The organism is uncultured Dechloromonas sp. (assembly GCF_945957265.1).
Taxonomy (GTDB): Bacteria; Pseudomonadota; Gammaproteobacteria; order Burkholderiales; family Rhodocyclaceae; genus Azonexus.
In genome coordinates, this window is record NZ_CAMFKO010000002.1 from 185,603 (window position 1) to 212,251 (window position 26,649).

25 protein-coding genes are annotated in these 26,649 nt (G+C 65.4%); 14 read left to right on the plus strand and 11 right to left on the minus strand.

All coding sequences use genetic code 11. The annotated features are described in order from the left end of the window. The first annotated feature begins 49 nt into the window (after positions 1-49). The 13 genes from Q0P59_RS02175 (at position 50) to Q0P59_RS02235 (ending at position 12,574) form a co-directional block, all read left to right on the plus strand. Complete coding sequence (locus Q0P59_RS02175) at positions 50-514, plus strand: GspH/FimT family pseudopilin (RefSeq protein WP_295003026.1); 465 nt, start codon at positions 50-52, stop codon at positions 512-514. After that, complete coding sequence (locus Q0P59_RS02180) at positions 504-1,052, plus strand: prepilin-type N-terminal cleavage/methylation domain-containing protein (protein ID WP_295003028.1); 549 nt, start codon at positions 504-506, stop codon at positions 1,050-1,052. The genes Q0P59_RS02175 and Q0P59_RS02180 overlap by 11 nt, the downstream gene beginning before the upstream one ends. Next, positions 1,036-1,875, plus strand: coding sequence for a prepilin-type N-terminal cleavage/methylation domain-containing protein (locus tag Q0P59_RS02185; RefSeq protein ID WP_295003030.1), 840 nt, complete (start codon positions 1,036-1,038; stop codon positions 1,873-1,875). The genes Q0P59_RS02180 and Q0P59_RS02185 overlap by 17 nt, the downstream gene beginning before the upstream one ends. After that, positions 1,872-2,333 (plus strand): hypothetical protein, encoded by a 462-nt coding sequence (locus tag Q0P59_RS02190; protein ID WP_295003031.1) that lies wholly within the window; start codon positions 1,872-1,874, stop codon positions 2,331-2,333. Before Q0P59_RS02185 ends, Q0P59_RS02190 begins: the two co-directional genes overlap by 4 nt. 11 nt (positions 2,334-2,344) lie before the next feature. After that, on the plus strand, positions 2,345-5,350 hold the full coding sequence (locus Q0P59_RS02195; RefSeq protein WP_295003033.1) for a DUF6701 domain-containing protein: 3,006 nt from the start codon (positions 2,345-2,347) through the stop codon (positions 5,348-5,350). A 107-nt stretch (positions 5,351-5,457) separates the two neighbouring features. Beyond that, the gene (locus Q0P59_RS02200; protein ID WP_295003035.1) at positions 5,458-6,345 is read left to right on the plus strand and encodes a hypothetical protein; all 888 of its coding nucleotides are present in this window, start codon (positions 5,458-5,460) and stop codon (positions 6,343-6,345) included. Beyond that, the gene (locus Q0P59_RS02205; RefSeq protein WP_295003037.1) at positions 6,342-7,007 is read left to right on the plus strand and encodes a PilN domain-containing protein; all 666 of its coding nucleotides are present in this window, start codon (positions 6,342-6,344) and stop codon (positions 7,005-7,007) included. Before Q0P59_RS02200 ends, Q0P59_RS02205 begins: the two co-directional genes overlap by 4 nt. Beyond that, the gene (locus tag Q0P59_RS02210; RefSeq protein WP_295003038.1) at positions 7,004-7,684 is read left to right on the plus strand and encodes a type II secretion system protein GspM; all 681 of its coding nucleotides are present in this window, start codon (positions 7,004-7,006) and stop codon (positions 7,682-7,684) included. The genes Q0P59_RS02205 and Q0P59_RS02210 overlap by 4 nt, the downstream gene beginning before the upstream one ends. Then, positions 7,681-8,067, plus strand: coding sequence for a hypothetical protein (locus tag Q0P59_RS02215; protein WP_295003040.1), 387 nt, complete (start codon positions 7,681-7,683; stop codon positions 8,065-8,067). Before Q0P59_RS02210 ends, Q0P59_RS02215 begins: the two co-directional genes overlap by 4 nt. After that, positions 8,064-9,803, plus strand: coding sequence for a pilus (MSHA type) biogenesis protein MshL (gene mshL, locus Q0P59_RS02220; protein ID WP_295003043.1), 1,740 nt, complete (start codon positions 8,064-8,066; stop codon positions 9,801-9,803). Before Q0P59_RS02215 ends, mshL begins: the two co-directional genes overlap by 4 nt. Positions 9,804-9,825: 22 nt before the next feature. Further along, positions 9,826-10,653, plus strand: a complete 828-nt coding sequence (locus Q0P59_RS02225) for an AAA family ATPase (RefSeq protein WP_295003045.1) — start codon at positions 9,826-9,828, stop codon at positions 10,651-10,653. 1 nt (position 10,654) lies between these two features. Continuing rightward, on the plus strand, positions 10,655-11,710 hold the full coding sequence (locus tag Q0P59_RS02230) for a tetratricopeptide repeat protein (RefSeq protein WP_295003047.1): 1,056 nt from the start codon (positions 10,655-10,657) through the stop codon (positions 11,708-11,710). A gap of 234 nt (positions 11,711-11,944) precedes the next feature. Beyond that, complete coding sequence (locus Q0P59_RS02235; RefSeq protein ID WP_295003050.1) at positions 11,945-12,574, plus strand: CCXG family PEP-CTERM protein; 630 nt, start codon at positions 11,945-11,947, stop codon at positions 12,572-12,574. A 107-nt stretch (positions 12,575-12,681) separates the two neighbouring features. Here Q0P59_RS02235 and Q0P59_RS02240 read toward each other — a convergent pair whose 3' ends face one another. The 7 genes from Q0P59_RS02240 to Q0P59_RS02270 are packed head-to-tail and all read right to left on the minus strand — an operon-like array spanning position 12,682 to position 19,311. Continuing rightward, a complete protein-coding gene (locus Q0P59_RS02240) occupies positions 12,682-13,299 on the minus strand; it encodes a DUF2238 domain-containing protein (RefSeq protein WP_295003055.1) in 618 nt (205 codons plus the stop codon). 4 nt (positions 13,300-13,303) lie between these two features. Further along, the gene (recQ, locus tag Q0P59_RS02245) at positions 13,304-15,118 is read right to left on the minus strand and encodes a DNA helicase RecQ (RefSeq protein ID WP_295003057.1); all 1,815 of its coding nucleotides are present in this window, start codon (positions 15,116-15,118) and stop codon (positions 13,304-13,306) included. Between the two features lie 2 nt (positions 15,119-15,120). Next, on the minus strand, positions 15,121-15,849 hold the full coding sequence (locus Q0P59_RS02250) for a UDP-2,3-diacylglucosamine diphosphatase (RefSeq protein ID WP_295003059.1): 729 nt from the start codon (positions 15,847-15,849) through the stop codon (positions 15,121-15,123). Beyond that, positions 15,846-16,343 carry a peptidylprolyl isomerase gene (locus Q0P59_RS02255; RefSeq protein WP_295003061.1) on the minus strand — a complete coding sequence of 166 codons (498 nt, stop codon included), beginning with the start codon at positions 16,341-16,343 and terminating at the stop codon, positions 15,846-15,848. The genes Q0P59_RS02250 and Q0P59_RS02255 overlap by 4 nt, the downstream gene beginning before the upstream one ends. Before the next feature lie 12 nt (positions 16,344-16,355). Next, a complete protein-coding gene (locus tag Q0P59_RS02260) occupies positions 16,356-16,928 on the minus strand; it encodes a peptidylprolyl isomerase (protein WP_295003064.1) in 573 nt (190 codons plus the stop codon). Continuing rightward, positions 16,928-18,226: a L,D-transpeptidase family protein gene (locus tag Q0P59_RS02265; protein ID WP_295003067.1), complete on the minus strand. Its 1,299-nt coding sequence runs from the start codon at positions 18,224-18,226 to the stop codon at positions 16,928-16,930. The genes Q0P59_RS02260 and Q0P59_RS02265 overlap by 1 nt, the downstream gene beginning before the upstream one ends. Then, complete coding sequence (locus Q0P59_RS02270) at positions 18,223-19,311, minus strand: tetratricopeptide repeat protein (RefSeq protein ID WP_295003069.1); 1,089 nt, start codon at positions 19,309-19,311, stop codon at positions 18,223-18,225. Before Q0P59_RS02270 ends, Q0P59_RS02265 begins: the two co-directional genes overlap by 4 nt. A 104-nt stretch (positions 19,312-19,415) precedes the next feature. On the opposite strand from Q0P59_RS02270, the gene cysS reads away from it, so the two are divergent. Beyond that, complete coding sequence (gene cysS / locus Q0P59_RS02275; RefSeq protein ID WP_295003071.1) at positions 19,416-20,786, plus strand: cysteine--tRNA ligase; 1,371 nt, start codon at positions 19,416-19,418, stop codon at positions 20,784-20,786. A 49-nt stretch (positions 20,787-20,835) separates the two neighbouring features. On the opposite strand, the gene Q0P59_RS02280 is transcribed toward cysS, so the two are convergent. The 4 genes from Q0P59_RS02280 to dnaK form a co-directional block, all read right to left on the minus strand. Beyond that, entirely contained in the window at positions 20,836-21,984 is a 1,149-nt protein-coding gene (locus tag Q0P59_RS02280; RefSeq protein ID WP_295003072.1) for an ABC transporter substrate-binding protein, read from the minus strand. Between the two features lie 98 nt (positions 21,985-22,082). Further along, positions 22,083-23,231, minus strand: a complete 1,149-nt coding sequence (locus Q0P59_RS02285) for an ABC transporter substrate-binding protein (RefSeq protein WP_295003074.1) — start codon at positions 23,229-23,231, stop codon at positions 22,083-22,085. Between the two features lie 213 nt (positions 23,232-23,444). After that, positions 23,445-24,584, minus strand: a complete 1,140-nt coding sequence (gene dnaJ / locus Q0P59_RS02290; RefSeq protein ID WP_295003077.1) for a molecular chaperone DnaJ — start codon at positions 24,582-24,584, stop codon at positions 23,445-23,447. Between the two features lie 96 nt (positions 24,585-24,680). Beyond that, positions 24,681-26,624 carry a molecular chaperone DnaK gene (dnaK, locus tag Q0P59_RS02295; protein ID WP_295003080.1) on the minus strand — a complete coding sequence of 648 codons (1,944 nt, stop codon included), beginning with the start codon at positions 26,622-26,624 and terminating at the stop codon, positions 24,681-24,683. Positions 26,625-26,649: the final 25 nt, after the last annotated feature.

Below are 26,649 nucleotides of genomic sequence, written 5' to 3' on the forward strand. Positions count from 1 at the left end.
CAACCAAGGGCCTGGTCTTGCAGCCGGGCCTTTTATTTTGCTGCGGTCCATGAATCGTATGTCAGCCGGCCGCGATGGCGGTTTCAGCCTGGTCGAACTGATCGTCGTCATCGTCCTGCTTGGCATCGTTGCCGCCGTCGCGGTGCCGCGCTGGCGTGGTGGCAGCGGCTTCGAGGAGCGCGGCGTGCGCGATCAGGTCGTCGCGGCCCTGCGCTATGCCCAGAAGTCGGCAGTCGCGGCCCGGCGGACGGTGTGCGTCACTTTTTCCTCCTCGCCGTCGCGGGTTGATTTCAATATTTCCAGCGCTTACCCGTCGGCCAACTGTACTGGCGGTTCCGTGTTGGTCGGACCGGATGGCACGGCCCTGAGCGTGCTGGCACCGGGTTCGATCAGCTTCGCCAGTTCGACGGCCAGCCTGAGCTTCGATGCGGCGGGGCGGGCGAGCACCGCCGCCACTGTCACGGTGGCCGGCCTGGCGATTACCGTCGAAAACGAGACCGGCTATGTTCATTGAGCGGTCGACCAGGCTGCAGCGCGGATTGTCGCTGATCGAAGTGCTCATCTTCATCGTTATCGTCGGTGTCGGGGTGGCCGGGCTGGTGTCGGTGATGAATCCCACGCTCCGCCACAGTGCCGACCCGATGCGCACCAAGCAGATGCTGGCGATTGCCGAGGCGCTGCTCAACGAAATCCTGCATCAGCCCTTTACCTGGTGCGATCCGGACGATCCGGCGGTATCGACGGCGCAATCCTATGCCGGATGCGCAACGCCGCAGAATACGGGCACTTTCACGGCCGGTGAAAGCCGCCTGGGCGGGACCTTCGATAACGTGGACGACTACGGCGCCTATTCGATGGCCAACGTGACCGACGTGTCGGGAGGCAACGCAATGACCGGCTATACCGCGTCGGTTCTCATCGCGCGCGCCGGTACCACCCTGGGGCTGGCCGACAATACGGCGGCGCTCAGCGTGACGGTGACTGTCTCATTCGCTGGCGCCGACAATTTTTCCCTGACCGGTTACCGTTTCCGCTATGCGCCGCGCTACTGACCGCTCTTTCCACGGCTGGCGCCAGCGGGGATTCACGCTGGTCGAGATCATCGTCGTCATCGTCATCACCGGGGTGTTGCTGGGCATCGTCGGCATGTTCGGGCGCCGGCAGATCGACGCCTACATCGATACCGGCATTCGTGCGGAATTGACCGATGCGGCCGATACCGCCGTGCGCCGCATCGCGCGCGACCTGCAGGGCGCCCTGCCCAACAGCGTGCGGCAGTCCGGCAATTTCCTCGAGTACGTTCCGATCAACGATGCGGGGCGTTACCGGGCGGAGCTGACCGGCACCGGGACCGGCAATCCGCTCGACTTCACCAGCAATACCGACAACAGCTTCGACGTGCTCGGCCCCACCGTGAATATCGCGGCGGGCGACCAGCTGGTCGTTTTCAACCTCGGGCAGACCGGTTCCGATGTGTATGCGGGAACCAGCCGGCGGGCGGCGACGGCCGGCAACGCATTGTCCACGGTGACCTTTGCGCCTGCCGGCACGCAATTCCCGCTGGCCTCGCCGCAAAACCGCTTCCAGATCGTCGGCGCCCCGGTGACTTACGAATGCGCGGCAAATGCCGCCTCGCCGCAGTCCGGTACGGTCATCCGGCGCACCGGCTATGGTTTTCAGTCATCCGTGGCGAGCGCTCCCTGGTCGCAGGGTGGCACTTCCGCCGTTCTGGTTTCCGATGTGGCCTTCTGCTCGTTCATCTACCTCCCCGCTGTGCTGCAGCGCAACGGGCTCGTCGTCCTGCGCCTGACGCTGAGCCGCAACGGCGAGTCGGTGGAGATCATGCACCAGATCGATGTGCTGAATACGCCATGAACCGTCATTCGTTTTCTCTGGCCTGTCGTTCGCGTCAGCGCGGACTGTCGATCATCACCGGGATTTTCCTGCTGCTGCTGATGGCGACATTGGCGGCGGGTATGGTCAGCCTGACGTCCACGTCGCATGTGAATATCGCCGCCGACATCGGCGGGGCGCGGGCCTACCAGGCGGCGCGGGCCGGCGCGGAGTGGGGGATGTACCAGCTCGACCCGGATGCCCAGTTTGCTGCCTTGCCGCCCTGCGTGAGCGGCAACCCGCCGATCCCCGGCCATCAGGTCAATGTCGCTTGCCAAAGCTGGGATACCACCGAGGGCGGGCGGCAGGTTCGCATCTACCGGATCAGTTCGCGGGCCACGGCCAATGGCGCCAAGGCGCCGGGCATCGAGCGGCTGGTCGAGGTGACGGTCGAGAAATGCCGCGATGCGACGATAGTCGCTGCCCCTTATGACTGCTGAAAAGGCTACCCATGACCTGGATTGACGGGATGAAACGCCTCGGCTCACCGTGCGGCCTGTCCGCCCGTTTTTTCCGGACTGTCGGGGTGGGCGCATTGCTCGGCGTGGCGGCGAGTTTTGGTGCCAGCGCGGCGGTCGTGCAGTTGAATTCCTCCGGTGGCACGAGCACCACGGACGGGTTGCGCATCTATATCGAAGACACCACGAAGATGCAGGTCATCCGGCGCAACAGCAGTGGAACCTCGGCCGGTCAGCTGTACAGCCCTTCGGCTACGCCGCCGAGCAACAGCCTGGACAACGGCATATTCCTGCGCGCCAACGGCACGATATATGGCCCTTCCCATAGCGTGGGCAACGGTATTTCGCCGACCAACTACAGTACGCGCAGCGTGAGCGGCCCGACCCCGGCCAATCCCATCGCCAACGGAACGACTCAGACGGCAACGGCGAACTACGGGATTACCAACGGGCCACAGATGTCGATCGAGTATCGCTACCTGCGGCCTTATGACTTCGTGACCATCAGCGTCACGCTGGTGATTCCCAGCGGGTATGCCGTCAATGCCGGCAACCCGGTGCGCTACTACCACGCGATCGATACCTATCTCGGGGGGAGCGACAACGGCTGTGGCGTGACCTATGTGGATGCCGCGGGGAGCCGGGTGGTCGGCACCTATCCGCCGGCATCCGGGACGAGCTGCCCGTCGAGCACCAGCATTCCGTCCGGGGTCAGTATCGTCGAGTCTTTCCGCGAGCGTAGCGGCGGGGCGTTTTCCCGCTACTGCACGTCGCTGTGGAGCGATTTCTGGGATACCTCGAATCCGTATGCGGCCTGTTCGATCTTCAACCCGACCAGCCTGCCCAATACGGTTTCCACCTCGTACCAGGATACCGGGGTGGCCATCGAGTACGATTTCACCGCGGCCGGTACCTACACCTTCTCGTATGACTTCGTGATCGGCTCGCCGGCTGTTCCGCCTTACGACCACATCGAACTGCAATACACCCCGGGCGGCAATCTGTGCACCTTTCCCGTGAAGGTGCTCGGGTGCACCTCGGGGACTGTCCCGTGTCCGGCCGGCAGCGAAGTCAATGCCAACCTGACGGGGACGCTCACTGCCAGCGGCGGCGGTGGCGTCACCTGGACGCCGTCGGCCAATTTCACGATCGTTTCGGGAACGCCGACGGCAACCGTCAATGCCCAGCCGCTGGCGCCGGGCGGAACGATCACCCTAGGGGCGACCGGGCTCAGCTCGGTGCCGCTGAATGGCGTCAAATGCTGGGATGGGAGCGGCACGAGCTGTACCTTCACCTTGCCCAATATCGGCTGCTTCGCCTCGGACCTCGATGCCTGCAGCAACCTGACGGGCAGCCCGGCGCGTTGCGCGGCGACCGGGAACCGCCTCTACACCAAGGTGGTCGGGCAGGCGATGAGCTTTGATCTGGTCGCGCTGACCGGTTCGCCGAAAGCGGTCGATAGCAGTTTCAACAGCGGGTCGGGGAATCCGGTCAGCGTCGACCTGGTCAGCAGCAGCGGGACGGCGATCAACGCGACGACCCGCTGCCCGACCGCCTCGCCGACCACGGTAGCCGGGGTGGCGGGGCAGACCATCGCTTTCACGTCGGGGCGTCCGGCAACGGCGACTACCTACACGGTGCCGGCGGGGCAGAACACCCAGGCCCTGCGCAATGTGTGGGTCCGCTTCAATCAGGGGGCGGGCGGCACCTTCTGCTCGAACGACCGCTTCGCCATCCGGCCGGCCGACTTCACGTCGATTACGTCGTCCAATGCCAATGCCGACGGCACCGGGGCCAGCGCCACGGCCACCCCCATCGTCAAGGCGGGCGCCGCTTTCTCGCTCACCGCGAATACCGGGGCGCCCGGCTACGACGGTACGCCGGGGGTCTCGCCGAGCCTGATCGAATGGATAGGCATGCCGGTGCGGGTCGGTACGCTGGCCGGCTCCTTCACGAGCGCCGCCAGTGTTTCTACGGGCGACGGGGCGTCCGGCTCGGCCTTTACCTACGACGAGGTCGGCTATTTCCGCTTCCAGCCCTACGGCGTGTACGACGCGACCTTCACCAGCGCCTACCAGGACGCGTTGGATACGGTGTGCGTCAACACGGCGCCCAACGATTTTGCCAATACGCCCAATGCCGCCGGCAAGGTCGGGTGCAAGTTCGGCAATACGGCGGCCAGCGGCTATGTCGGCCGTTTCTATCCGGATCATTTCGACACGACGGTGACCCAGGCCTGCGTGGCGGGGGCCTTCACCTATTCAGGCCAGCCCTTCACCGTGCAGGTGGCGGCCCGCAATGCGGCCGGGGCGACCACCATGAACTACCACGGCACGACGGCAACGGCGTTCTCCAAGGCCACCACCCTGTCGGCTCGGGATGCGGGCGATAGCGCGGCCAATCCGGGGCCGGGCAGCTTCACGGCGGGGAGCAGTATGGCGGCAACCCTGTTCGCCAACGGCGTGGCGACGACGACCTTGCCGACTTATCAATTCACCGCGGCGAACACGGTCCCGACGGTTGTCCGGGTGCGCGCCATTGATGCAGAGGGCGTGAGCTCGCTGCGCACGGCGCCGGCCACGACTGTCGAGGGAACGACGAGCGTGCGTAGCGGCCGCCTGCTGTTGAGCAACGCCTACGGCAGCGAACTGCTGCCCCTCGCCGTGCCGGCAAGGGTGCAGTATTGGTCGAGCAATGGCTGGATGGTCAATGCCGCCGACAGCTGCACGACCTTGACCGTGCCGACATCGGCCAATAACGGCCTGACCAACACCTTGCGCACCAAGACCACGGCCACCCTCTCTTCGCCGCTGGTGGCCGGCGATTCGCGCCTTCGCCTGTCGGCGCCGGGTGCCGGAAATGCCGGTCTGGTCGATGTTTCCGGCAATATCCTGCGGGGTGCCAGCACCTGGCTGACCCTGCCGGCACCGACGGCGCGTGCGTGTTTCGGTTCCTGTGGTCCGCGCTCCACGGTGATCTATTTTCGCGAAAGCTATTGAGCAAAAAAACCATTGAAAAATAATGCGTTGCTGGCTATCCTTCTGAAAAAACTTAAGGTATTTGGAGCATGTGGCCGAATTTAGGGGCAAAACGTGTGGAAGGATGGATGTCGGTTGTCCGCACGGGCGATCGCATCGATCTTGCGCATGTCATTTTTCCCGTCGGCAAGCGCCCGGAAATCCGTTTGTGCGAATCCTTCAGGGTCGAAGGCGCCGAGGGCGATGCGCTGGCGCGCCTGGCGCAGAGCCGGGGCTTGAAGCGCTATCGTTGCGCTTCGCTGCTCGGCGAAAACCAGTACCGCATGGCGCAGCTGGAGTCTCCTGCCGTGCCGCTTGAGGAGCGGGTTCAAGCCCTGCGCTGGCGCTTGAAGGACATGGTCGACTTCCCGGTCGACGGCGCCGCCATCGCGGTTGCCGATATCCCTACCGAGGGCGGGCGGCAGGCCAACGTATTCGCCGTTATCGCCCCCCAATCGGTGGTTGCCGGGAAAATGGCCGCTTTCCATGCGGCCCGCGTGCCCCTGGAGGCGATCGACATCCCGGAAATGGCCGTGCGCAACGTGGCGGCACTGTTCGAGGAGCCCAACCGGGGCCTGGCGTTTTTGGTCATGCAGGCTGGCGAAAGCCTGTTGACCATCAGTTTTGGCGGCGAACTCTACCTTTCCAGGCAAATCGAGGTCTCGGCCCAGGGGCTGGCCGATGCGGACACCGAACGCCGGCAGCAGATGCTCGAGCGCCTGGCACTCGAGCTGCAGCGCACGCTCGACAATTTCGACCGCCAGTACGGTTTCATTTCCGTGTCGCGCCTGCTGGTCTGTTCGGAATTCGATACCGATGGCACGGTGGCCGCGCTGGCGCAGAATCTCTATTTGCCGGTCCAGGCCGCCAATCTGTCCATGGTGGCCGCCTTCGACGGCATTCCCGAACTGCGTTCGAGCGAGCGACAGGCGCAAAGCCTGCTGGCCATCGGTGCGGCCCTGAGGGGCGACGCGTGAGCCAGCAGATCAACCTGCTGCTCCCCGAGCTGAAGCCGCGCTTTGACTGGCTCGCCTTGCCGGTCGTGGCGGGCGCCGGATTGCTGGGTTTGCTGGCCGTCGTGGTGCTGGCGAGTGCGGCGGCGTGGCGGCTCGATGCCCTGAAGGCGCGCGAGGGAGCCTTGCGCGGCGAGTTGGCGACGCTGCAGCAACAGGTTCAATCGCTCGGCCAGCGTCTGGGCGAGCGCAAGGGCGATGCCCTGCTCGACCAGCAGCTGGAGTCGGCCAGGACGGGCGTTGCCCAGCGCCAGCAGGTGTTGACTATCGTGGCCGAGGGCGACCTGCCGGCCAGCCAGGCGTACTCCGGCCTGTTCCAGGGCTTTTCCCGCCAGGTGGTCGAGGGCGCCTGGCTGACCGGCTTCGGCTTTGCCGAAAAAGACATCGAGATTCGGGGGCGTTTGAGCGATCCGGCCCTGCTGCCCGCCTACATCGGCCGTCTGAATGGCGAACCGGCTTTTGCCGGGCGGCGTTTCGCAACGCTCGACATGAAAGCGGTTGATCCGGCCGCCGAACGGCGCGATGCCGCGCCCGGAATCCCGCCGGCGGCGAACGCGCCCGTTCGCCCGGCGTTGCCGCGTTACACCGAGTTTGTGTTGCGTACCGCAGCGGAGAAGTCGCCATGAGCTTGCGCCAGTCCTGGTCGCGCCTGAACGATCGCTACGTCGCCATGACGCAGCGCGAACGCCTGCTGGTTGCATTGGCGATCGTCTTCGGTCCGTTGCTGATCGGCTACACCCTCTTCGTCGATCCCCCGAGGGCGCGGGCCAGGGGGCTGGAAACGACGCTGGCCGGCGAAAGCGCCAGCGCGGCGCGCCTGCAGGCCGAGGTGGCGGGCATGCAACAGCAGTTGGCCATCGACCCCGACGCCGGTCGCAAGGCCGACCTCGCTGCCTTGACGGCCGAGCGCGGCAAGCTGGACGAGCAGCTGCGCCAGTTCAGTTCGGTTCTCGTCCGTCCCGAGCAAATGAACGGTCTGCTGGAAAGCCTGCTGTCCCGCCATGCCGGCTTGCGCCTGGTCAGCCTGAAGACACTGGCGCCGCAAAGCGTCCTGCCGGTCGCGGCGCCGAAGGAAGGCGAAGCCAGGCCGGCCGAACGCAGTTTCGACCTGTTCCGGCACGGCGTCGAAATCCGGCTGGAAGGAAACTACGGGCAGTTGCAGGCCTATCTGGGCCAGCTCGAGAAGCTGCAGCAGAAGCTGCTCTGGGGACCGCTCAGCTATCGCGTGATCGACTATCCGCGTGCCGAAATGACCCTGGTTGTCTATACCCTGAGTCCCGACAAGACATGGCTGGCCTTATGAGACTGTTCGCCCTGGCCTGCATCGCCTTCTGCTCGGCGGCTCATGCCCAGTCGGCCGACCCGACGCGCCCGCCGGCCAACTGGCTGGCTCCGCAGGAGGGGGCGGCCGGCGACGGCGACGGCAATGCCGGCGGCCTTCGCCTGCAGTCGGTGCTGATGCCGCAGGGCGGCAGGCCCGTGGCGGTAATCGGCGGCAAGACGGTGCCCTTGGGCGGCAAGCTGGGCGGCGCGACCCTGATCCGCCTGAACGAACGCGAAGCGGTGTTGCAGGGAGTGGATGGCGTGACCCATCTGTATCTGACGCCCGATGTCCAAAAACAGATGATTGTGATGCCTGCTGCCGGCAAGGCGGCCAAGTCAGGGCAAGTAAAGGGGCTCCCATGAGCAAGATATTGATTGTGGTCATGTCGGCATTGCTGCTGGCCGCGTGCAGCAACCAGCATGCGCGGCGCGGTGACGTTTTCGACCGGGCTGGCCAGGATGTGGGAGCGGCGGTCAACGGCAAGTCGGCGCGTGCCCCGAGCGATGCGGTCGGGCAGGCGATGGTGCCGCCCCTGCAGATCGAGCAGCCGGTGCCCGCCAAGCCGGAGCCGCGCTTCAACCTGGCGGTCAACAATGCGCCGGTTGCCCAGGTGCTGAATGCCCTGGTCTCGGGAACGCAATACAGCGTGCTCTTCCCGCCCGATCTGTCGGGCACGGTCAGCCTCAACCTGAAGAACACCACGGTGCGCGAGGCGCTCGATACCCTGCGCGATGTCTACGGCTATGCCTACCGCGTCCAGGGCAATCGTATCTTCGTGCAGCCGAATACGGTCCAGACACGGATGTTCAAGATCAATTACCTGGCCAACCGTCGGGTGGGTTCCAGCGACATGCGCGTGACCGGCAGTTCGCCGACGACCTCGAATCCGATGGCGAACCAGACGGGGACGAGCACGGCGCCGGTGGTGCCGGGCGGCACGACCGGCGGCATGACGCAGCGCGCCGTGGATAGCGCACGGGTGCAGACGACCTCGGATTACGATTTCTGGAAGGAACTCGGCCTGGCGCTGAATACCATCGTCGGCAACCTGGATGGTCGCAACGTGATCATCAACCCGACTTCCGGCGTCGTCCTGGTCAAGGCCTCGCCGGCCGAACTGAAGGGCGTCGAGGATTACCTGAAGGCCACCCAGCTGGTGGTCGAGCGCCAGGTGATGCTGGAAGCCAAGATCATCGAGGTTTCGCTCAACGATTCGTACCAGACCGGCATCAACTGGAGCCAGTTCGGCGGTGTCGCCAATCGCTTCTCGCTGGGCGTCTCGGCGCCCAACGCGGTGCTGGCCGGCTCGGGGACCATCGGTGCCTCGGCCACCGGCATCACCGCCGGGACCGCGGTGGCGGCCCGTCCCGGCAGCAATGGCGCGCTGGCCACCGGGACGACGGGCAACGGCTTCTTCGGCCTGACCTTCCAGTCGAACAATTTCGCCGCCCTGCTGTCCTTCCTCGAAGGGCAGGGCGACGTGCAGGTACTGTCCAGCCCGCGTATTGCGACGACCAACAACCAGAAGGCCGTGCTGAAAGTGGGCACCGACGATTATTTCGTCACCGGCATCAGCACCAACGTGACCACCGGCACGGCCGGCGGCAGCAACGTCGTGACGCCGAACATCACGCTGCAACCCTTCTTCTCGGGCATCGCGCTGGACGTGACGCCGCAGATCGACGACGACGGCAACATCATCCTGCATGTCCATCCGCAGGTCAGCGTCGTCGCGGAAAAGACCAAGAACGTGAACCTCGGCGACCTGGGGACCTATACCTTGCCGCTGGCCTCGAGCACCATCAACGAGACCGACAGCATCGTCCGCGTCCAGGATGGCAGCATCGTCGCCATCGGCGGCCTGATGAGCCAGGAGCAGACCACCAGCCGCAACGGCCTGCCGGGGATCAGCGGCGTGCCGGGGGTTGGCGCGCTGTTCGGCCAGAAGAGCGTGGTGAACCGCAAGCGCGAACTGGTCATCCTGATGCGCTCGACCGTCATCAAGGGCGAGGAATCCTGGCGGACCGCCGCGGGCGACGCCCAGGAACGCATGCAGGCGCTCGATCCGCGCCAGCAACGGAATTTCGAATGGCAGTAAGCGTCAGCGGGGGCGGTCAGCGTTGTATCTCGATCATTTCGGGCTGACCGAGCTGCCCTTCAGCATCACGCCGGATACCAGCTTCACGGTCATCACGCGCAGTCATCAGGAAGCGCTCAATACGCTACTCGTCGCGCTGAACAGCGGCGAGGGCTTCATCAAGATCACCGGCGAGGTCGGCACCGGCAAGTCGCTGCTGTGCCGGCGCCTGCTGCAGGCCCTGCCGGAAGGCAGCGTTTCCGCCTACCTGCCCAATCCCTACCTGGCGCCGCGCACCCTGCTGCTGGCCCTGGCCGAGGAACTGGGGGTCGCGGTCGATGCCCAGGCCGACGACTACCATCTGCTGAAGAGCGTCAACCTCGCCCTGCTCGGCCATGCCGCAGCCGAGCGGCAGGTCGTCGTCTGCATCGACGAGGCGCAGGCCATGCCGCTGGAGACGCTGGAGTCCCTGCGCCTGCTCTCCAACCTGGAGACGGAAAAGCGCAAGCTGCTGCAAATCATTCTTTTCGGTCAGCCCGAACTCGACCGCAAGCTGGCCGAACCCTCGGTACGCCAGCTGCTTCAGCGCATCGCCTTTCATTACCGGCTGGGCGGGCTCGCCCGCGAGGAAGTGGCGAATTATCTGGCGCACCGGATGCGGGTGGCCGGCTATCGCGGCGAAAGCCTGTTCGGCCCGCGCGCCGTCCGCAGCCTGCACCGGGCCAGTCGCGGCACGCCGCGCCTGCTCAACATCCTGGCGCACAAGGCGCTGCTGGCGGTCTATGGCGAAGGCAAGCATGCCGTCGGCGCCAGGCACGTACGGCAGGCGGCCGGCGATACCGAGGGTGCCGCGTCGACCGGATGGTGGTGAAATGAGCCTGATCAACGACATGCTGCGCAATCTCGAGGCCAAGCGCCCCGACGACCTGGCGCGCCAGAGCCTGCAGCGGGAAATCCGCTCGCTGCCCCCGGAAAAAAAGGGGCAAGGCAAAAAACTTCTGCTGCTCTCCGTGGGCGGGCTGGCGGTGGCGGGGGCCGTTGCCGTCCATCAGGCCGGGCTGCTGGACACCGCGCCGCCGGCGGTCGCACCACCGCCGCCGCCACCGGCCGTGCTGGTCGCGCCGCCGCCGCTTGTCGCACCGACGCCTGCGCCGCAAGCCACGCCGGGCGATGCCGCCATGCCGGCCGACGAGAATCTTAGGCTTTCCTCCAACCTGGCCGTCGTCCCGCTGCCCGCGGCGCCCGTGCTGGGCGTGCCCGATCCCGTCGCCCCGTCGCCTCCCGCCGCACCGGCCAAGGCCGAACCGGCTCCGGCCTCAGCGCCGGCCGGTCCGGTCCGGATCGAGAAAAGCCCGGTTGCGGCCACGCCGCGCGATCGGGCCGATGCCGAATACCGCAAGGCCGAAACGGCGCTCGCCTCCGGGCGCAGCGGCGAAGTGCTCGACGGCATGCGGGCCGCGCTGAAGATCGACCCGGCCTATGTCCAGGTACGCCAGGCATTGCTCCGCCAATTGCTCGACATGCGACGCATGGACGACGCGATGGCCGTTCTGCAGGAGGGCGTCGATCTGATGCCGGCGCAGACCGGCTGGGCGATGTCGCTGGCTCGCCTGCAACTGGAGCATGGCGATCTGGCGGCGGCCGACCGTACCCTGGCCCGCTCCCAGGCCTATGCCGAGGCCAATGCCGACTACGCCGGTTTCCAGGGGCATCTGAAATCCCGTCTTGGGGCGCATCGGCAGGCTGCCGCGCATTACCAGCGAGCCTCCCGCCTGGTGCCCAACGAAGGGCGCTGGTGGCTGGGCCTTGGCCTGGCGCTCGAGGCCGACGGCCGGGTGCCCGAGGCCCGGGACGCGCTGCGCCGGGCATTGGCCGCCGGGTCGCTGAATGCCGAGCTGTCGGCCGTCGCCGAGCAGCATTTGCGCTAGGCCGGGCCGGTCGGCCGTGCGCCATGACGGCGGTTTTTTCCGGTTGCCGTGAATTTGCTCACGGACTGACATTGTCATTTTTTGCTATAACGTCGGAAGTTCAGGACCGATGCATCGCCGCCGGGTGGCGTGTCGATCCGTGACATTCCTTGCAACCCAACCTGGCTGCCGGATTGTCGCTTCCGCCAGGCGGAACCGACGGATCGCGGCGGCGCAAACCAGCGAAACGACAACATGACCCAACTTCCCTTCAAGCTGCGCTCGACCATGCTGGGCCTTGCCCTGGCCACGGCATCGATCGCCGCGCAAGCCGCATTGATCACCTACGAGGTGCGCGGCATCAGCAACGCCTCCTTCGGCGACTATCGTGCCGGATGGTCGGCGCAGGGTTCGAGCATCGCCAGTACCACGCCGGGCAATTTCTCCGGCCTGGTCGGCGCCAACAACAGCTACGACCACCTGCGCGTCGATTTCTCTGTCGGCAGCGCCTTCGCCGGCGGTGCGCTGGCCTTCCAGCTGGCGCCTGATGCCGCTTACGGCGGCGCCTTGTACTTCGACGGCGTACTGCTCGGCGCCAACGCCACCGACCTGTGGTGGGGCGGCAACTGGAATGCCTTGTCCGAACTCCTGGTGGGCAGCGTGACCAATCTGTCGGCGGGCAATCACACGCTGGACGCATATTGGGCCGAGGGCTGCTGCAATGGCGGGCAGGCCGGTCGTTTCAGCGTGAATGGCGGCGCCTGGCAGAACCTGTCGGTCGCCAACCTCGACCGTCTCGCGGTGCCGGAACCGGGTTCGCTGGCCTTGTTCGGTCTGGGCATTGCCGGACTGATGGCCGGGCGCCGGGCTCGTCGCCAGGCGTAAGCGCCGGGTATGGCGGCGGCCGCTCTGCCGTCGCCGCAGCCTGCGTCATACCCCTTGAAGTGCCCGCAAGTGAAAGCTTGCGGGCATTTTGCCGTTTGTCCGGACGATCAGTCGCGGGCGGTAAGGCGGGCCAGTTGCCGGTCGTGCATGCCGCTCAGCAGGGCGATGGCGCTTGTCGAGCCGATCAGGGCCATGAACATGTCGGACTGGGTGTCCCACGGGTCGCCCTGGGTGCCGAGAAACTCGTCGGCGCCCTGGCCCATGATCAGGGCCGCGGCCCATTCGATCAGTTCGTAGCTGGCGCTGATCGCCATGGCGATGCAGACGCACAGGAATGCCGTCATCCGGCGGCCGGCCACGTGCTGCCCGCGTATCAGTATTTCCCGGGCGATCAGTGCCGGCACGAAGCCCTGCATGAAGTGGCCGATCTTGTCGTACGGGTTGCGCGCGGTCCCCAGGAGATCCTGCAGCCAGAAGCCGAACGGCACGTGGGCGTAGGTGTAGGCGCCGCCGGCAATCAGGACCAGCGCGTGGAGGGCGATCAGGACGGCGAGCAGCATGGTCAGCGGGTAGCTGCGCCGGGTCAGGATCAGCAGGGGCAGGGCGATGATGACCGGGGCCACCTCCATCAGCCAGGTCGGCCGGTCGTGGGGGGCGATGCCCGAAACCAGCAGCGCGGCGACGACGAGGGCGGCGAGCGCGGCGTTGAGCGTATCGCGCCGCATCGTATCAGCCTTCGTTGCGGATCAGGTCGAGCAGTTCCGCGCCGTAATGCTCGATCTTGGCGCTGCCCATGCCGGTGATGCTGGCCAGCAGGCCGTGGCTGGTCGGGCGTACCTCGGCCAGCTCGCGCAGGGTCTTGTCGTGCAGGATGACGTAGGCGGGAACGCTTTGTTCGCGGGCCGTATCGGCGCGCCAGCGGCGCAGCAGCTGGAACAGGGCGTCATCGGCCGCCGACAGGTCGCTGACCGCGGTGCGGCTGGTTTTCGAGGAGGTCGCCTTGCGTCGCAGCGGACGGCGCAACTGCACGCTGCGTCCTCCCTTGAGGACTTCGCGGGCGGCCTCGGTGAGTTGCAGGGCGCCATGCTCGGCCATGTCGACATGGACCAGTCCGGCGGCCGCCAGCTGGCGGAAGACGCTCTTCCAGGCGTGGTCGTCGAGGTCGCCGCCGACGCCGAAGGTCGGCAGCTGGTCGTGGTTCCACTGCTTGACCTTGTCGGTTGCCTTGCCGCGCAGGATGTCGGTCAGATGGGCGACGCCGAAACGCATGCCGGTGCGGAAGATGGCCGACAGCGCCTTCTGCGCGGCTTGCGTGCCGTCCCACAGTTCGGGCGGGTTGTCGCAGACGTCGCAATTGGCGCAGGGCTGGCGCTCCTCGCCGAAGTAGTTGAGCAGCACCTGGCGGCGGCAGCGCGGCGCTTCGCAGTAGGCGAGCAGGGCGGTCAGGCGCTGCGATTCGAGGATCTTCTGGCCTTCCGCGGCGGCGGATTCGGCGATGCGCGCGTGCTGCAGGGCGACATCCTGCATGCCGTAGGCCATCCAGGCTTCCGAGGCCTCGCCGTCACGGCCGGCACGACCGGTTTCCTGGTAGTAGGCTTCGATGCTCTTGGGCAGGTCGAGGTGGGCGACGAAGCGGACGTCCGGCTTGTCGATGCCCATGCCGAAGGCGATGGTGGCGCACATGATCAGCCCCTCCTCGCGCAGGAAGCGGCGCTGGTTGGCGGCGCGCTCGGGGGCCGGCAGGCCGGCATGGTAGGGCAGTGCCGGGTAGCCCTGGGCGGAAAGCCATTCGGCAGTTTCCTCGACCTTCTTGCGCGACAGGCAATAGACGATGCCGGCCTGGCCCTGGCGGCCGGCCAGGAAGCCGAGCAGCTGCTTTTTTGCGTTGTCCTTTTCCACCACGGTGTAGCGGATGTTCGGCCGGTCGAAGCTGGACAGGAAGACGCGCGCTTCGGCAAGCCCCAGGCGCTGCAGGATCTCGCTGCGCGTCGCCTGGTCGGCGGTGGCGGTCAGGGCGATGCGCGGCACGACCGGGTAGCGTTCGTGCAGGGCGGACAGCTGCAGGTATTCGGGGCGGAAGTCGTGGCCCCATTGCGACACGCAGTGGGCTTCGTCGATGGCGAAAAGCGCCAGCTTGCCGGCCTCGTACAGGGCGTCGAGCATGGACAGGGTGCGCTCGAGCAGCAGGCGTTCGGGGGCGATGTAGACGAGGTCGAGGCTGCCCGAGAACATGGCCTGCTCGATGGACTGCGCTTCCTGCCAGGTCAGGGTCGAGTTGAGGCAGGCCGCCTTGACGCCAAGCTGGGTCAGGGCATCGACCTGGTCCTGCATCAGCGCGATCAGCGGCGAGACGACGATGGCGCAGCCGGGGCGGAGCAGGGCGGGAATCTGGTAGCACAGGCTCTTGCCGCCGCCGGTCGGCATGAGGACCAGGGCATCGCCACCGCCGGCGACGTGGGCGATGATCTCGCCCTGCTCGCCGCGGAAGGCGGGGTAGCCGAAGACGTCGCGAAGGACGTCGAGGGCGCGGGAGGATGAGGGCATGCTCAGTTTTCCGGCAGGATGGCCACGCGGTTCAGCGTCTCGCCGTCCCAAAGCAGGGCTTCGCCACGATCTTCGTGCCAGTCGGCGAGCACCCAGCGCTCGACGTGGATGCCGTCGACGATGTGGTCATGGGTCGCGGCGCGGTGAGTGTGGCCGTGGATGAAGGTGGTGTAGCCGTGGTCGCGCAGGAAGTCGTCGGTGGCGGCCGCTTGCAGGTCGGCGTAGATGTAGCTGTCGTCGCGTTTGCGGCGGCCGCTGCGCCAGCGGATATAGCGGCCGAGCAGGCTGCGCAGGAAGCGCGGCTTGGCGCGCATTTTCCGCTGCCATTCGGGGTCGCGGACCTTGGCGCGATAGGCCTGGTAGGCCAGGTCGTCGAGGCACAGGGCGTCGCCGTGGGAGAGCACGAACGACCATTCGGGCAGCGCCAGGTCGTAGGGGTCGGGCAGCAGACTGGCGCCGGCGGCCTGGGCGAACTGTTCGCCGAGCGCGAAATCGCGGTTGCCGTGCATGATGAAGATCTTCAGCCCGGCATCGCTGGCGGCGCGCAGCGCGGCGGTGATCGTGTTGTGGTACGGATCGTCGATGTCGTCGCCGACCCAGACCTCGAACAGGTCGCCGAGGATGTACAGGGCCTCGGCCTGGCGGGCGCGGCCGGCCAAAAAGCGGAGGAACAAAGCAGTCGCCCCGGGTGACCGGGGCGACAGGTGCAGATCGGAGATGAAGAAGATCAAACGATCTCGGCCTTCTCGATGATCACGTCTTCCTTCGGCACGTCCTGGTGGAAGCCCTTGTTGCCGGTGGCGACGGCGCGGATCTTGTCGACCACGTCCAGGCCCTCGGTCACTTCGCCGAACACGCAGTAGCCCCAGCCCTGGCCGGACGGCGCCTTGAAGTCGAGGAAATCGTTGTCCACGACGTTGATGAAGAACTGGGCGGTGGCCGAGTGCGGATCGTTGGTGCGGGCCATGGCGATGCTGCCGCGCTTGTTCTTTAGGCCGTTGGCGGCCTCGTTCTCGATCGGTGCCTGGCATTCCTTCTGGTTCATGCCCGGCTCCATGCCGCCGCCCTGGATCATGAAGTTCTTGATGACGCGGTGGAAGACGGTGTTGTCGTAGTGGCCGGCTTCGACGTAGGAGATGAAGTTGGCGACCGTCTTCGGCGCTTTTTCGGCGTCCAGCTTGAGGGTGATGGCGCCGTGGTTGGTGGTCAGTTTGACTTGGGACATGGTTGGTGAGCCTTACTTTTCAGAGATGATCTTGACGTTCTGGATGACGACCGGGGTGGTCGGCACGTTTTCGTAGTAGCCAGCGTTGCCGGTCGGCACCTTGGCGATCTTGTCGATGACTTCCATGCCCTGCGTGACCTTGCCGAAGACGGCATAGCCCCAGCTGCGGCCATCGGCCGGCGAGCGATGGTTGAGGAAGTCGTTGTTCTTGAGGTTGACGAAGAACTGCACCCGCGCCGAGTGCGGGTCCTGCGTGCGGGCCATGGCGACGGTGCCGCGGTCGTTGGTCAGGCCGTTGGTCGCTTCGTTCGGCAGGGCCGGGGTGCGGGTCTTCTTTTCTTCCATCGACGAATTGAAGCCGCCGCCCTGGATCATGAAGCCGTCGATCACGCGGTGGAAGACGGTGGCTTCGTAGAAACCGTGCTTGGCGTTGTAGAGGAACATCTCGACGGTCTTCGGCGCCTTGTCCGGATACAGCTCGAGCGTGAACTTGCCGAGATTGGTGGTCATCTCGACCGTCGGATTGGCCCAGGCGAGGGCCGAGGCGAGCAGGCCGGCGGCGAGCAGGGAGACTTTCTTCAACATCAGGCACTTCCTTCGTAAATGATTTTCCACTTGCCGTCTTCGCGCAGCCAGTACTGGCGCTTCTTCATCTGGTTGTCGAGGTTGTTGCTGCGATAGTCCTGGTCGAAAGTGACCACGACCACCTCTTCCTTGCCCGGATTGCGGAGGACGGAGAGGTTGTTGACCTTGACCTTGATCCATTCCTTGCTGGCGTTGACCTGCTTCTTCTGGGTCGAGAACTCGTCGAAATTCTGGTCGCCGGACTTGAAGCGCTTCGAATAATGGCTCAGGTAACGGCCGGTATCGCGGCTTTCCCAGTCGGCGCGCCAACTGTCGATGGTCTTGTTCAGCTCGTCGCGTTCGCGGTTCCAGTCGTCGAGCGACAGCCACTCGACGGAATCGCTGATGATCACCGGCGTCAGGCCGACCTGCAGGTTCCTGGCGACGACATCGAGATCCTGGTTGGTCAGCACGACGCAGCCGTCGGAGGCGCGCGGCGGGCGGGCGAAGGTGTCGGACGGCGTGCCGTGCAGCCAGATGCCGCTGCCGCCGCGCCCCTGGCGCTTGTCCCATTCGTTCGGGTAGTTGAGCGGGTAGGCGCCGCTGCCGTAGAGGTCGGCCAGCTTCTGCCTGGGCAGGTTGGCGGTGACGTGATAGACCCCGATCGGCGTCTTCTTGTCGCCTTCGACCTGCTTCTCGGCGCCCAGCTTGCCTTGCGTGACGTAGTAGTCGGCGACGAAGCGCGGGCGGCCGCCGTTCTTGCGGTCGTTTTCGTAGAGATAGAGGCGCGAGCGCTTGGTATCCACAACGATGGCGTAGCGCTGGCCCTGTTCCATCTGCAGCAGGTAGCGCGGCACGAAGTCGGCCGGCGGCTTTTCGCGGTAGGCCTTGAGGCGGACCAGCGCCTCGGCGCGCAGGTCGGCGACCTTGTCGGCCGGCGCATCGCTGAGCGCGCCGAAGGTCTGGATCGGGTGGGCCTTGGCCAGCAGCAGGTCGCCCTTGATCAGGTTGGCCAGGCGGTAGTTCGGGTGCTGGCGCAGCAGCGCCTCGGTCAGCTGCAAGGCGTTGCCGAGCCGGTTGGCTTCGATTTCGGCGAAGATGCGGGCCAGCGTTTCCTCGGGGCCGGCATCGGAAACGACGGAGGCGAACGGCGAGGTGGCGTTCAGCGCATCGGTCGCATTGCGTGCCAGCGCATTGGCGGCCGCCGGCGCGTTGCCGGACGGCCTGGAATCTCCCGGTTTGTCGGACAGCTTGGCCACGGCTCCCGCGGTGACGGTCGCTGCCAGGGTCAGCAGGAGATAGCGCAGCTTGATTCTCACCGGGCGATTTCTTCCTTGATCAGCCACTTGCTACCCGAGCGGACGAGCACCAGCGTCTTGGTCGTCGAACTCGACAAGCCGGTGGCCTTGTAGTGCTGGCGGAACTTGGCGGTCGCCTTGTCGCCGTTGATGGCGATCTGCGGGGCGTCGACCGAGACGGAAATCTTGCCGCCCTTGCCGGCGATGCGCTGCTCGCGCTCCTGCTCCCAGGCCTTGCGGCTCATGCCCTTGGGCGTGTCGAAGTCGTTGGCGTAGGCGCCGAGGTAGGCCTTCATGTCCTTGCGCGACCAGGCGTCGGCCCAGGCGTTGACGGCCTTGGCCACGTCCTCGCTGCCGTTGGCGGCTGCCGCCGGCTTGCTCGGGGCGGGAGCCGCAGCGGCCGGAGCGGGGGCCGGGGTGGCTGCCGAGGCGGCGGCGCCCGCGGTGGCGGCGACTACCGTGGCCGTGGTCGGGGTTGCCGGCTTGGCGGCAACCGGGGCTGGCGCCGGCTGGGGCGCGGGTGCCGCGGCGACGGGGGCCGGTTGCGGCTTGACGTTGCCCTTGCCCGAGGTGGTGATCAGGTCGCGGATCAGGGCCAGCTTGTTCTGGGTGGCCGAATTGGAGTTGTCCAGCTGGAGGGCCTTGTCGTAGGCCTGGCTGGCCAGCTTGGCATAGACGTCGCCGAGGTTCTCGTAGGCGATGGCGTAGGACGGGTGGGTGCGGATGGCCATTTCCAGCGCCGTGCGCGCCTTGTCGTACTGTTTCTGCTGGGCGTACAGCACGGCGAGGTTGTTGTAGGGTTCCGGCAGTTCCGGGTAATCCTCGGAAAGCTTGGTGAACACGGCGATCGCGTCGGCCGGCTTGTTCATCTCGGTATAGATCAGGCCCTTCAGGAAGCGGCCCTGGGCATCCTTGGGGCGGCTGCTCAGGTAGGCATCGACCTTTTCCATGGCTTGCGGGAACTGGCCCTGCTTGATCAGGCGCTGGACTTCCGGCAGGTTGTCGGCGAAGGCCGGGGCGGCAAAGCCGATGGCCAGTCCGATTGCCAGTGCGCGCAAGGTCTTGAGTTGCCTGAAACGGGGCTGGAGCAGGGAGGTCGAGGTCATCGCTATGCTATACTTTTCGAGGTTATACGATCCTTTGATTCTACCAAAAACGCCGGTGAATCCATAGTTTTGAGCATCCCGGCGTACCCTGAAAACGTCCCCGCATGCTAAAGATCTACAACTCGCTGAAGCGCGAAAAACAAGTATTTACCCCCATCGAAGCGAACAAGGTTCGCATGTACGTCTGCGGCATGACGGTGTACGACTATTGCCACCTCGGCCACGCCCGGGTGATGGTGGTTTTCGACATGGTTTACCGCTGGCTGCAGGCCTCGGGCTACGACGTGACCTATGTCCGCAACATCACCGACATCGACGACAAGATCATCAAGCGCGCCATCGAAAATGGCGAAACGATCCAGCAGCTGACCGATCGCTTCATCGCCTACATGCACGAGGATGCGGATGCGCTGGGCGTGCTGCGCCCGGACCACGAGCCGCGGGCGACCGAATACGTGACGGAGATGCAGGAAATCATCCGCAAGCTGGAAGGCAACGGCCTGGCTTACCAGGCGACGGATGGCGACGTGAACTACGCGGTCCGCAAGTTCCCGGGCTACGGCAAGCTGTCGGGCAAGTCGCTCGACGACCTGCGCGCCGGCGAACGGGTCGAGGTCGATTCGGCCAAGCAGGACCCGCTCGATTTCGTGCTCTGGAAGCACGCCAAGCCGGGCGAGCCGGCCTGGGCTTCGCCGTGGGGTGAAGGGCGCCCGGGCTGGCACATCGAGTGCTCGGCGATGAGTTCGTCGCTGCTCGGCAACCACTTCGACATCCACGGCGGCGGCCAGGATCTGCAGTTCCCGCACCACGAGAACGAGATCGCCCAGTCCGAGGGGGCCAACTGCTGCAGCTACGTCAATTACTGGATGCACAACGGCTTCGTGCGGGTCGACAACGAGAAGATGTCCAAGTCGCTGGGCAATTTCTTCACCATCCGCACGGTGCTCGAGCAGTTCGACGCCGAGGTGGTGCGCTTCTTCATCCTGCGCGCCCACTACCGCAGCCCGTTGAACTACTCCGATGCCCATCTGGACGACGCCAAGCGCAGCCTGGACAGCCTGTACTTCACGCTGCGCGACGTGCCGGCGGCCGCGGTGGCGATCGACTGGACGAAGGATTTCGCCGCCCGCTTTGCCGCGGCGCTGAACGAGGATTTCGATTCGCACGGCGCGATTTCGGTGCTGTTCGAACTGGCGGCCGAAGCCAATCGCCAGAAGAGTGCCGAACTGTCCGGCCTGCTCAAGGCGCTGGGCGGGGTGATCGGCCTGCTCGAGCGCGAGCCGATGGCCTATCTGCAAGGCGGGGCCGGGGCCGGCGGCCTGGACGAGGCAGCCATCGGGCAGCTGATCGAAGCCCGTGCGGCGGCCAAGAAGGGCCGCGATTTCGCCGAGGCCGACCGCATTCGCGACGAACTGAAGGCAGCGGGCATCGTGCTCGACGACAGCCCGCAAGGAACTACCTGGCGGCGCGCCTGAACGAAAAAAAGCCCGTCGCAAGACGGGCTTTTTGCTGGAGCGGGGCGCCCTACTTGATGACCTTGCCGCCGGAGCCGACGACGGTCAGTTCGACGAAGCGCGATCCCAGTCGGCTGCCCGGGCCGTAGCTCACCTTGAAGCCGCCGAGATCGAAGTTCTGCAGGCCTTCCAACGCGGCGACCAGCTTTTCGCGGCTGACGTCCTTGCCCATCTTCCTGATCCCCTCGGCGACCAGGCGGGCGGTGATATAGCCTTCCAGGCCGTAGTACGAGAACTTGTCCTTCTGCTTGCCGAGCAGCTTCTGGTATTCGCGGACGACGCCGATGGTGTCGTTCCAGGGGTAGGGAACGACCTGCGAGATGCCGATGCCGCGGGCTTCGTTGCCCAGCTCCTGGGCCAGCACCTCGCCGCCGACCGGCGACAGGGTCAGGAACATCGGGAACTGGCCCTGTTGCTTCATGGCCTTGACGAAGGCGGCGGTCGGCTTGTAGAGCGTGACCATGACCACCGCCTGCGGGTTGGACTTGCCGATCGCCTCCGTCGCCTTCGCGACGTCGAGCGAGTTGCGCTCGACGGTGCCGACGGCAACCGGGGCGAGGTTGGCGCGCTTCATCGCGTTGCTGACGCCCTCGAGGCCCGACTTGCCGAAACCGTCGTTCTGGTAGAACACGGCGATGTTTTTCAGGCCCAGGGACAGGATCTGGTCGACAATCGCCTCGGCCTCGTCGGCATAGCTGGCGCGGATGTTGAACATGTAGCGGCTGTTCGGGTTGGCCGATACCGGTTCGCGCAGGCTTCCGGCGCCTGAAATCGTCCCGACCAGCGGCACCTTGGCCGGGCCGAAAACCTTGTTCATCGCCTCGGTGGTCGGCGTCGAGCCGTAGTAGCCCATCAGCGCGAAGACACGCTTGTCCTGGATCAGTGTCTTGGTATTGGCGACCGTGCGGTCGGTTTCATAGCCGTCGTCGATGGTGATCAGCTCGATCCTGCGGCCGTTGATGCCGCCGCTTTTGTTGAGCTGGTCGAAATAGGCGGTGATCGCCTCGCGCATCTGCATGCCGTAGACCCCATTGGGGCCGGTGAAGGGGGAGGACATGCCGAGGGTGATGCTGGAGTCCGTCACGCCGTCCTCGGCATGGGTCTGGGTCATGCCCAGCGCCAGCAGGCAGGCGAGCAGTGCGGTGCGTAGTGCTTTCATGGTCTCCGTGGCTTTCCGAAAGAGTAATTTTGGGCCAGCTTGGAGGATGGTCCCGCTAGCTGACATTCTCCTTACAGTGTGACAGGGGGAGGCCGGCCTTACTTGACCAGCTTGCCGCCGGCACCGATGACGGTCAGCTGGACGAACTGGGAGCCGGCCCGGCTGTTCGGCGCGAAGGCGACCCGGTAGCCGCCGAAGTCCTGGTTCATGCCTTCGAGCGCGGTCACCAGCTTCTCGCGCGACAGGTCCTTGCTGCCGGCCTTGCGCAGCGCATCGACGGCCAGCTTGGCGATGATGAAGCCTTCCATGCTGGTGTACGAATAAGGGCCCTGCCTGCCGATGAAGTGCTGGTATTCCTTGACCACGGCGACCGTGTCGTTCCAGGGGTAGGGCATGACCTGCGAGATGCCGATGCCGCGCGCATCCTTGCCCAGTTCCTGCGTCAGCTGCTCGGCGCTGACCGGCGACAGGGTCATGAACATCGGGCTCAGGTTCGCGTTGCGCAGCGCCTTGACCATGGCTGCCGTCGGCTTGTGCAGGGTGACCATGACCACGGCCTGCGGATTGACCTTGGCAATGGCCTCGACGGCCTTGCCGATATCCTCGGAGTTGCGCTCCACGCTGCCGGTCGCCGACGGGGTCAGGTTGTGCTTCTTCAGCGCGTTGCCCAGCCCTTCCAGCCCGGCCTTGCCGAAGCCGTCGTTCTGGTAGAACACGGCGATGTTCTTGAGGCCGAGCGTGGCGAGTTGGGTGCCGATGGCTTCCGCTTCGTCGGCATAGCTCGCCCGCTGGCTGAACATGTAGCGGTTGTTCGGGTTGGCGGCGGGCGGCTGGCGCAGCGACATGGCGCCGGAGATGCCACCGATCATCGGCACCTTGGCCGGGCCGAAAACCTTGTTCATGGCGTCGGTCATGGCCGTCGAGCCGTAATAGCCGAGCAGCGCGAAGACCTTGTCGGTCTCGATCAGGGTCCGGGTGTTGGCCACCGTTTTTTCCGGATCGTAGCCATCGTCCATGACGGTCAGCTGGAGCTTTCGCCCGTTGACGCCGCCATTCTTGTTGACCTGGTCGAAATAGGCGGCAATGACCTTCTTCAGCTCCTGCCCCTGTGCGCCGGCGGGGCCGGTGAGCGGCACCGACATGCCCAGCGTGATCGCATTGTCGGTGACGCCGGTTTCGGCGAAGGATGCCTGGAGAGCGCCGGCGAAGATCAGGCAGGCTGACAGGATGTGGCGAATCGCTTTCATGGATTTCTCGCTATCGAGTGCCGTAATAATCTTTTCATTATATGGCCGGAAACCTCGGCCGTTGCTGGAAAGACCGGTGAAACGAGGCTTTCCGGCGGCGGGCGTTGCATTTTGGGAACGCGGGCCTCCCCGGGATTTTTCCAGGCGAAAAAAAGCGACCCGGGATGGCTCGCGGATCGCTTTCGGGTCTTGCTGGCGCAAGGCGGGGGGGATTTATTCCCCGAAGAACTCCCGGACCTTGTCCATCCAGGACTTGGAGCGCGGGTTGTGCTTGGCGCTGTTGTCCTTGCTCGATTCCTCCAGTTCGCGCAGCAGTTCCTTCTGGCGGTCGGTCAGGTTCACCGGGGTCTCGACCACGACGTGGCACATCAGGTCGCCATGGGTGTGGCTGCGCACCCCCTTGATGCCCTTGCCGCGCAGGCGGAAGACGCGGCCGGACTGGGTTTCCGGCGGAATCTTGATGGCTGCGGCGCCATCCAGCGTCGGAATCTCGATCTCGCCGCCGAGGGCAGCGGTGGTGAAGGAGATCGGCATCTCGCAATGCAGGTCGTTGTGGTCGCGCTGGAAGACGGCATGCTGCTTGAGGTGGATCTGCACGTACAGGTCGCCCGGCGGGCCGCCATTGACGCCGTGCTCGCCTTCGCCGGCCAGACGGATGCGATCGCCCTCGTCCACCCCGGCCGGAATCTTCACCGCCAGGGTCTTGTGCTGCTTGATGCGTCCGGCGCCGCCGCAGGGCTTGCAGGGGTCGGCGATGAAGCGGCCGGTGCCGTGGCACTTGTGGCAGGTCTGCTGGATCGAGAAGAAGCCCTGCTGCAGGCGAACCTGGCCGGAGCCGTTACAGGTCGGGCAGGTCTTGGGCTGCGTGCCGGCCTTGGCGCCGGAGCCGTGGCAGACCTCGCATTCCTCCATGGTCGGGATGCGGATCTTCGTTTCCGTGCCGTGGGCAGCCTGTTCCAGCGTGATTTCCAGGTTGTAGCGCAGGTCGGCGCCGCGATAGATGTTGGAACGGCCACCGCCGCCCCCACCGCCGCCGCGGCCGCCGAAAATCTCGTCGAAGATGCCGCCGAAGGCATCGGCAAAACCGCCGCCACCGCCGCCGAAACCGCCGCCCATGCCGGCTTGCGGGTCGACGCCGGCGTGGCCGTACTGGTCGTAGGCCGCGCGTTTCTGACCATCCGACAGGATTTCGTAGGCTTCCTTGGCTTCCTTGAATTTCTCCTCGGCCGCCGGGTTGTCCGGATTGCGGTCCGGGTGGTGCTTCATGGCCAGCTTGCGGTAGGCCTTCTTGATCTCGTCATCGCTGGCGTCCCGATTGACGCCAAGGATTTCGTAAAAATCACGTTTTGACATAACTGTTCCCGACTGATGCTGCGGAAAGGCCGGATCGAGCGGCGCGTGCGCGTCCGCTTCGATCCGGCCACTTAGAACGGCGCGTCAGCGACCGTTTTAAGCCTTCTTGTCCTTGTTCACTTCCGTGAATTCGGCATCGACGACATCGCCTTCGACGGTCTTTTCCTTCGGCTGTTCGCCGCCTGCGGCGCCGGCACCGGCGGCTGCGCCTTCGGCCTGCTGCTGGGCGTACATCTTTTCACCCAGCTTCTGGGCGGCGGCGGACAGGGCTTCGGTCTTGGCGGTGATGACTTCCTTGTCGCCGTCGCGCAGCACGTCCTCGACATCCTTGATGGCGGTTTCGATGGCGGCCTTCTCGCCGGCATCCAGCTTGTCGCCGTACTCGGTCAGCGACTTCTTGACCATGTGCACCATGCCGTCGGCCTGGTTGCGGGCATCGGCCAGCTCGTGCGCCTTCTTGTCCTCCTCGGCGTGCAGCTCGGCGTCCTTCACCATGCGCTGGATTTCTTCCTCGCTCAGGCCGGAGTTGGCCTTGATGGTGATCTTGTTTTCCTTGCCGGTGGCCTTGTCCTTGGCGGTGACGTGCATGATGCCGTTAGCGTCGATGTCGAAGATGACTTCGATCTGCGGGGCGCCACGCGGGGCCGGCGGGATGCCTTCGAGGTTGAACTGGCCGAGGCTCTTGTTGCCGGTCGCCACTTCGCGCTCGCCCTGCAGCACGTGGATGGTCACTGCCGACTGGTTGTCGTCGGCGGTCGAGAAGACTTGCGAGGCCTTGGTCGGGATCGTGGTGTTCTTCTGGATCAGCTTGGTCATGATGCTGCCCAGGGTTTCGATGCCGAGCGACAGCGGGGTGACGTCGAGGAGCAGCACGTCCTTGACTTCGCCCTGCAGCACGCCGCCCTGGATGGCGGCGCCGACGGCGACGGCTTCATCCGGGTTCACGTCCTTGCGCGGCTCCTTGCCGAACACTTCCTTGACCTTTTCCTGCACCTTCGGCATGCGCGACTGGCCGCCGACCAGGATCACGTCGTCGATGTCGCTGATCTTGCAGCCGGCATCCTTGAGCGCGGTGACGCACGGGGCGACGGTGCGCTCGATCAGTTCGTCGACCAGCGACTCGAACTTGGCGCGGGTGATCTTCAGCGCCAGGTGCTTCGGGCCGGAGGCATCGGCGGTGATGTAGGGCAGGTTGATTTCGGTCTGCTGGCTGGAGGACAGCTCGATCTTGGCCTTTTCGGCGGCTTCCTTGAGGCGTTGCAGGGCCAGCACGTCCTTCTTCAGGTCGACGCCGGATTCCTTCTTGAATTCCTCGATGATGTAGTCGATCAGGCGCTGGTCGAAGTCTTCGCCACCGAGGAATGTGTCGCCGTTGGTGGCCAGCACTTCGAACTGCTTTTCGCCATCGACGTCGGCGATTTCGATGATGGAGATGTCGAAAGTGCCGCCGCCGAGGTCATAGACGGCGATCTTCTTGTCCTTGCCGGACACCTTGTCCATGCCGAAGGCCAGTGCAGCGGCGGTCGGCTCGTTGATGATGCGCTTGACTTCCAGGCCGGCGATGCGGCCGGCGTCCTTGGTTGCCTGGCGCTGGCTGTCGTTGAAGTAGGCCGGCACGGTGATGACGGCTTCGGTGACTTCCTCGCCGAGGTAGTCTTCGGCGGTCTTCTTCATCTTGCGCAGCACTTCGGCGGAAACCTGCGGCGGGGCGATCTTCTTGTCGCGCGCTTCGACCCAGGCGTCGCCGTTGTCGGCCTTGACGATGCGGAACGGCATCAGGGCGATGTCCTTCTGCACTTCCTTCTCTTCGAAGCGGCGGCCGATCAGGCGCTTGACGGCGTACAGCGTGTTCTTCGGGTTGGTCACCGCCTGGCGCTTGGCCGGGGCGCCGCACAGGATTTCGCCGTCTTCGGTGTAGCCGATGACGGACGGCGTGGTGCGCGCGCCTTCCGCGTTTTCGATGACTTTCGGCTGGCCGCCTTCCATGATGGCGACGCAGGAGTTGGTGGTGCCGAGGTCGATACCGATGATCTTGCCCATGATGTTTTTCCTAAAGTGAATTGCC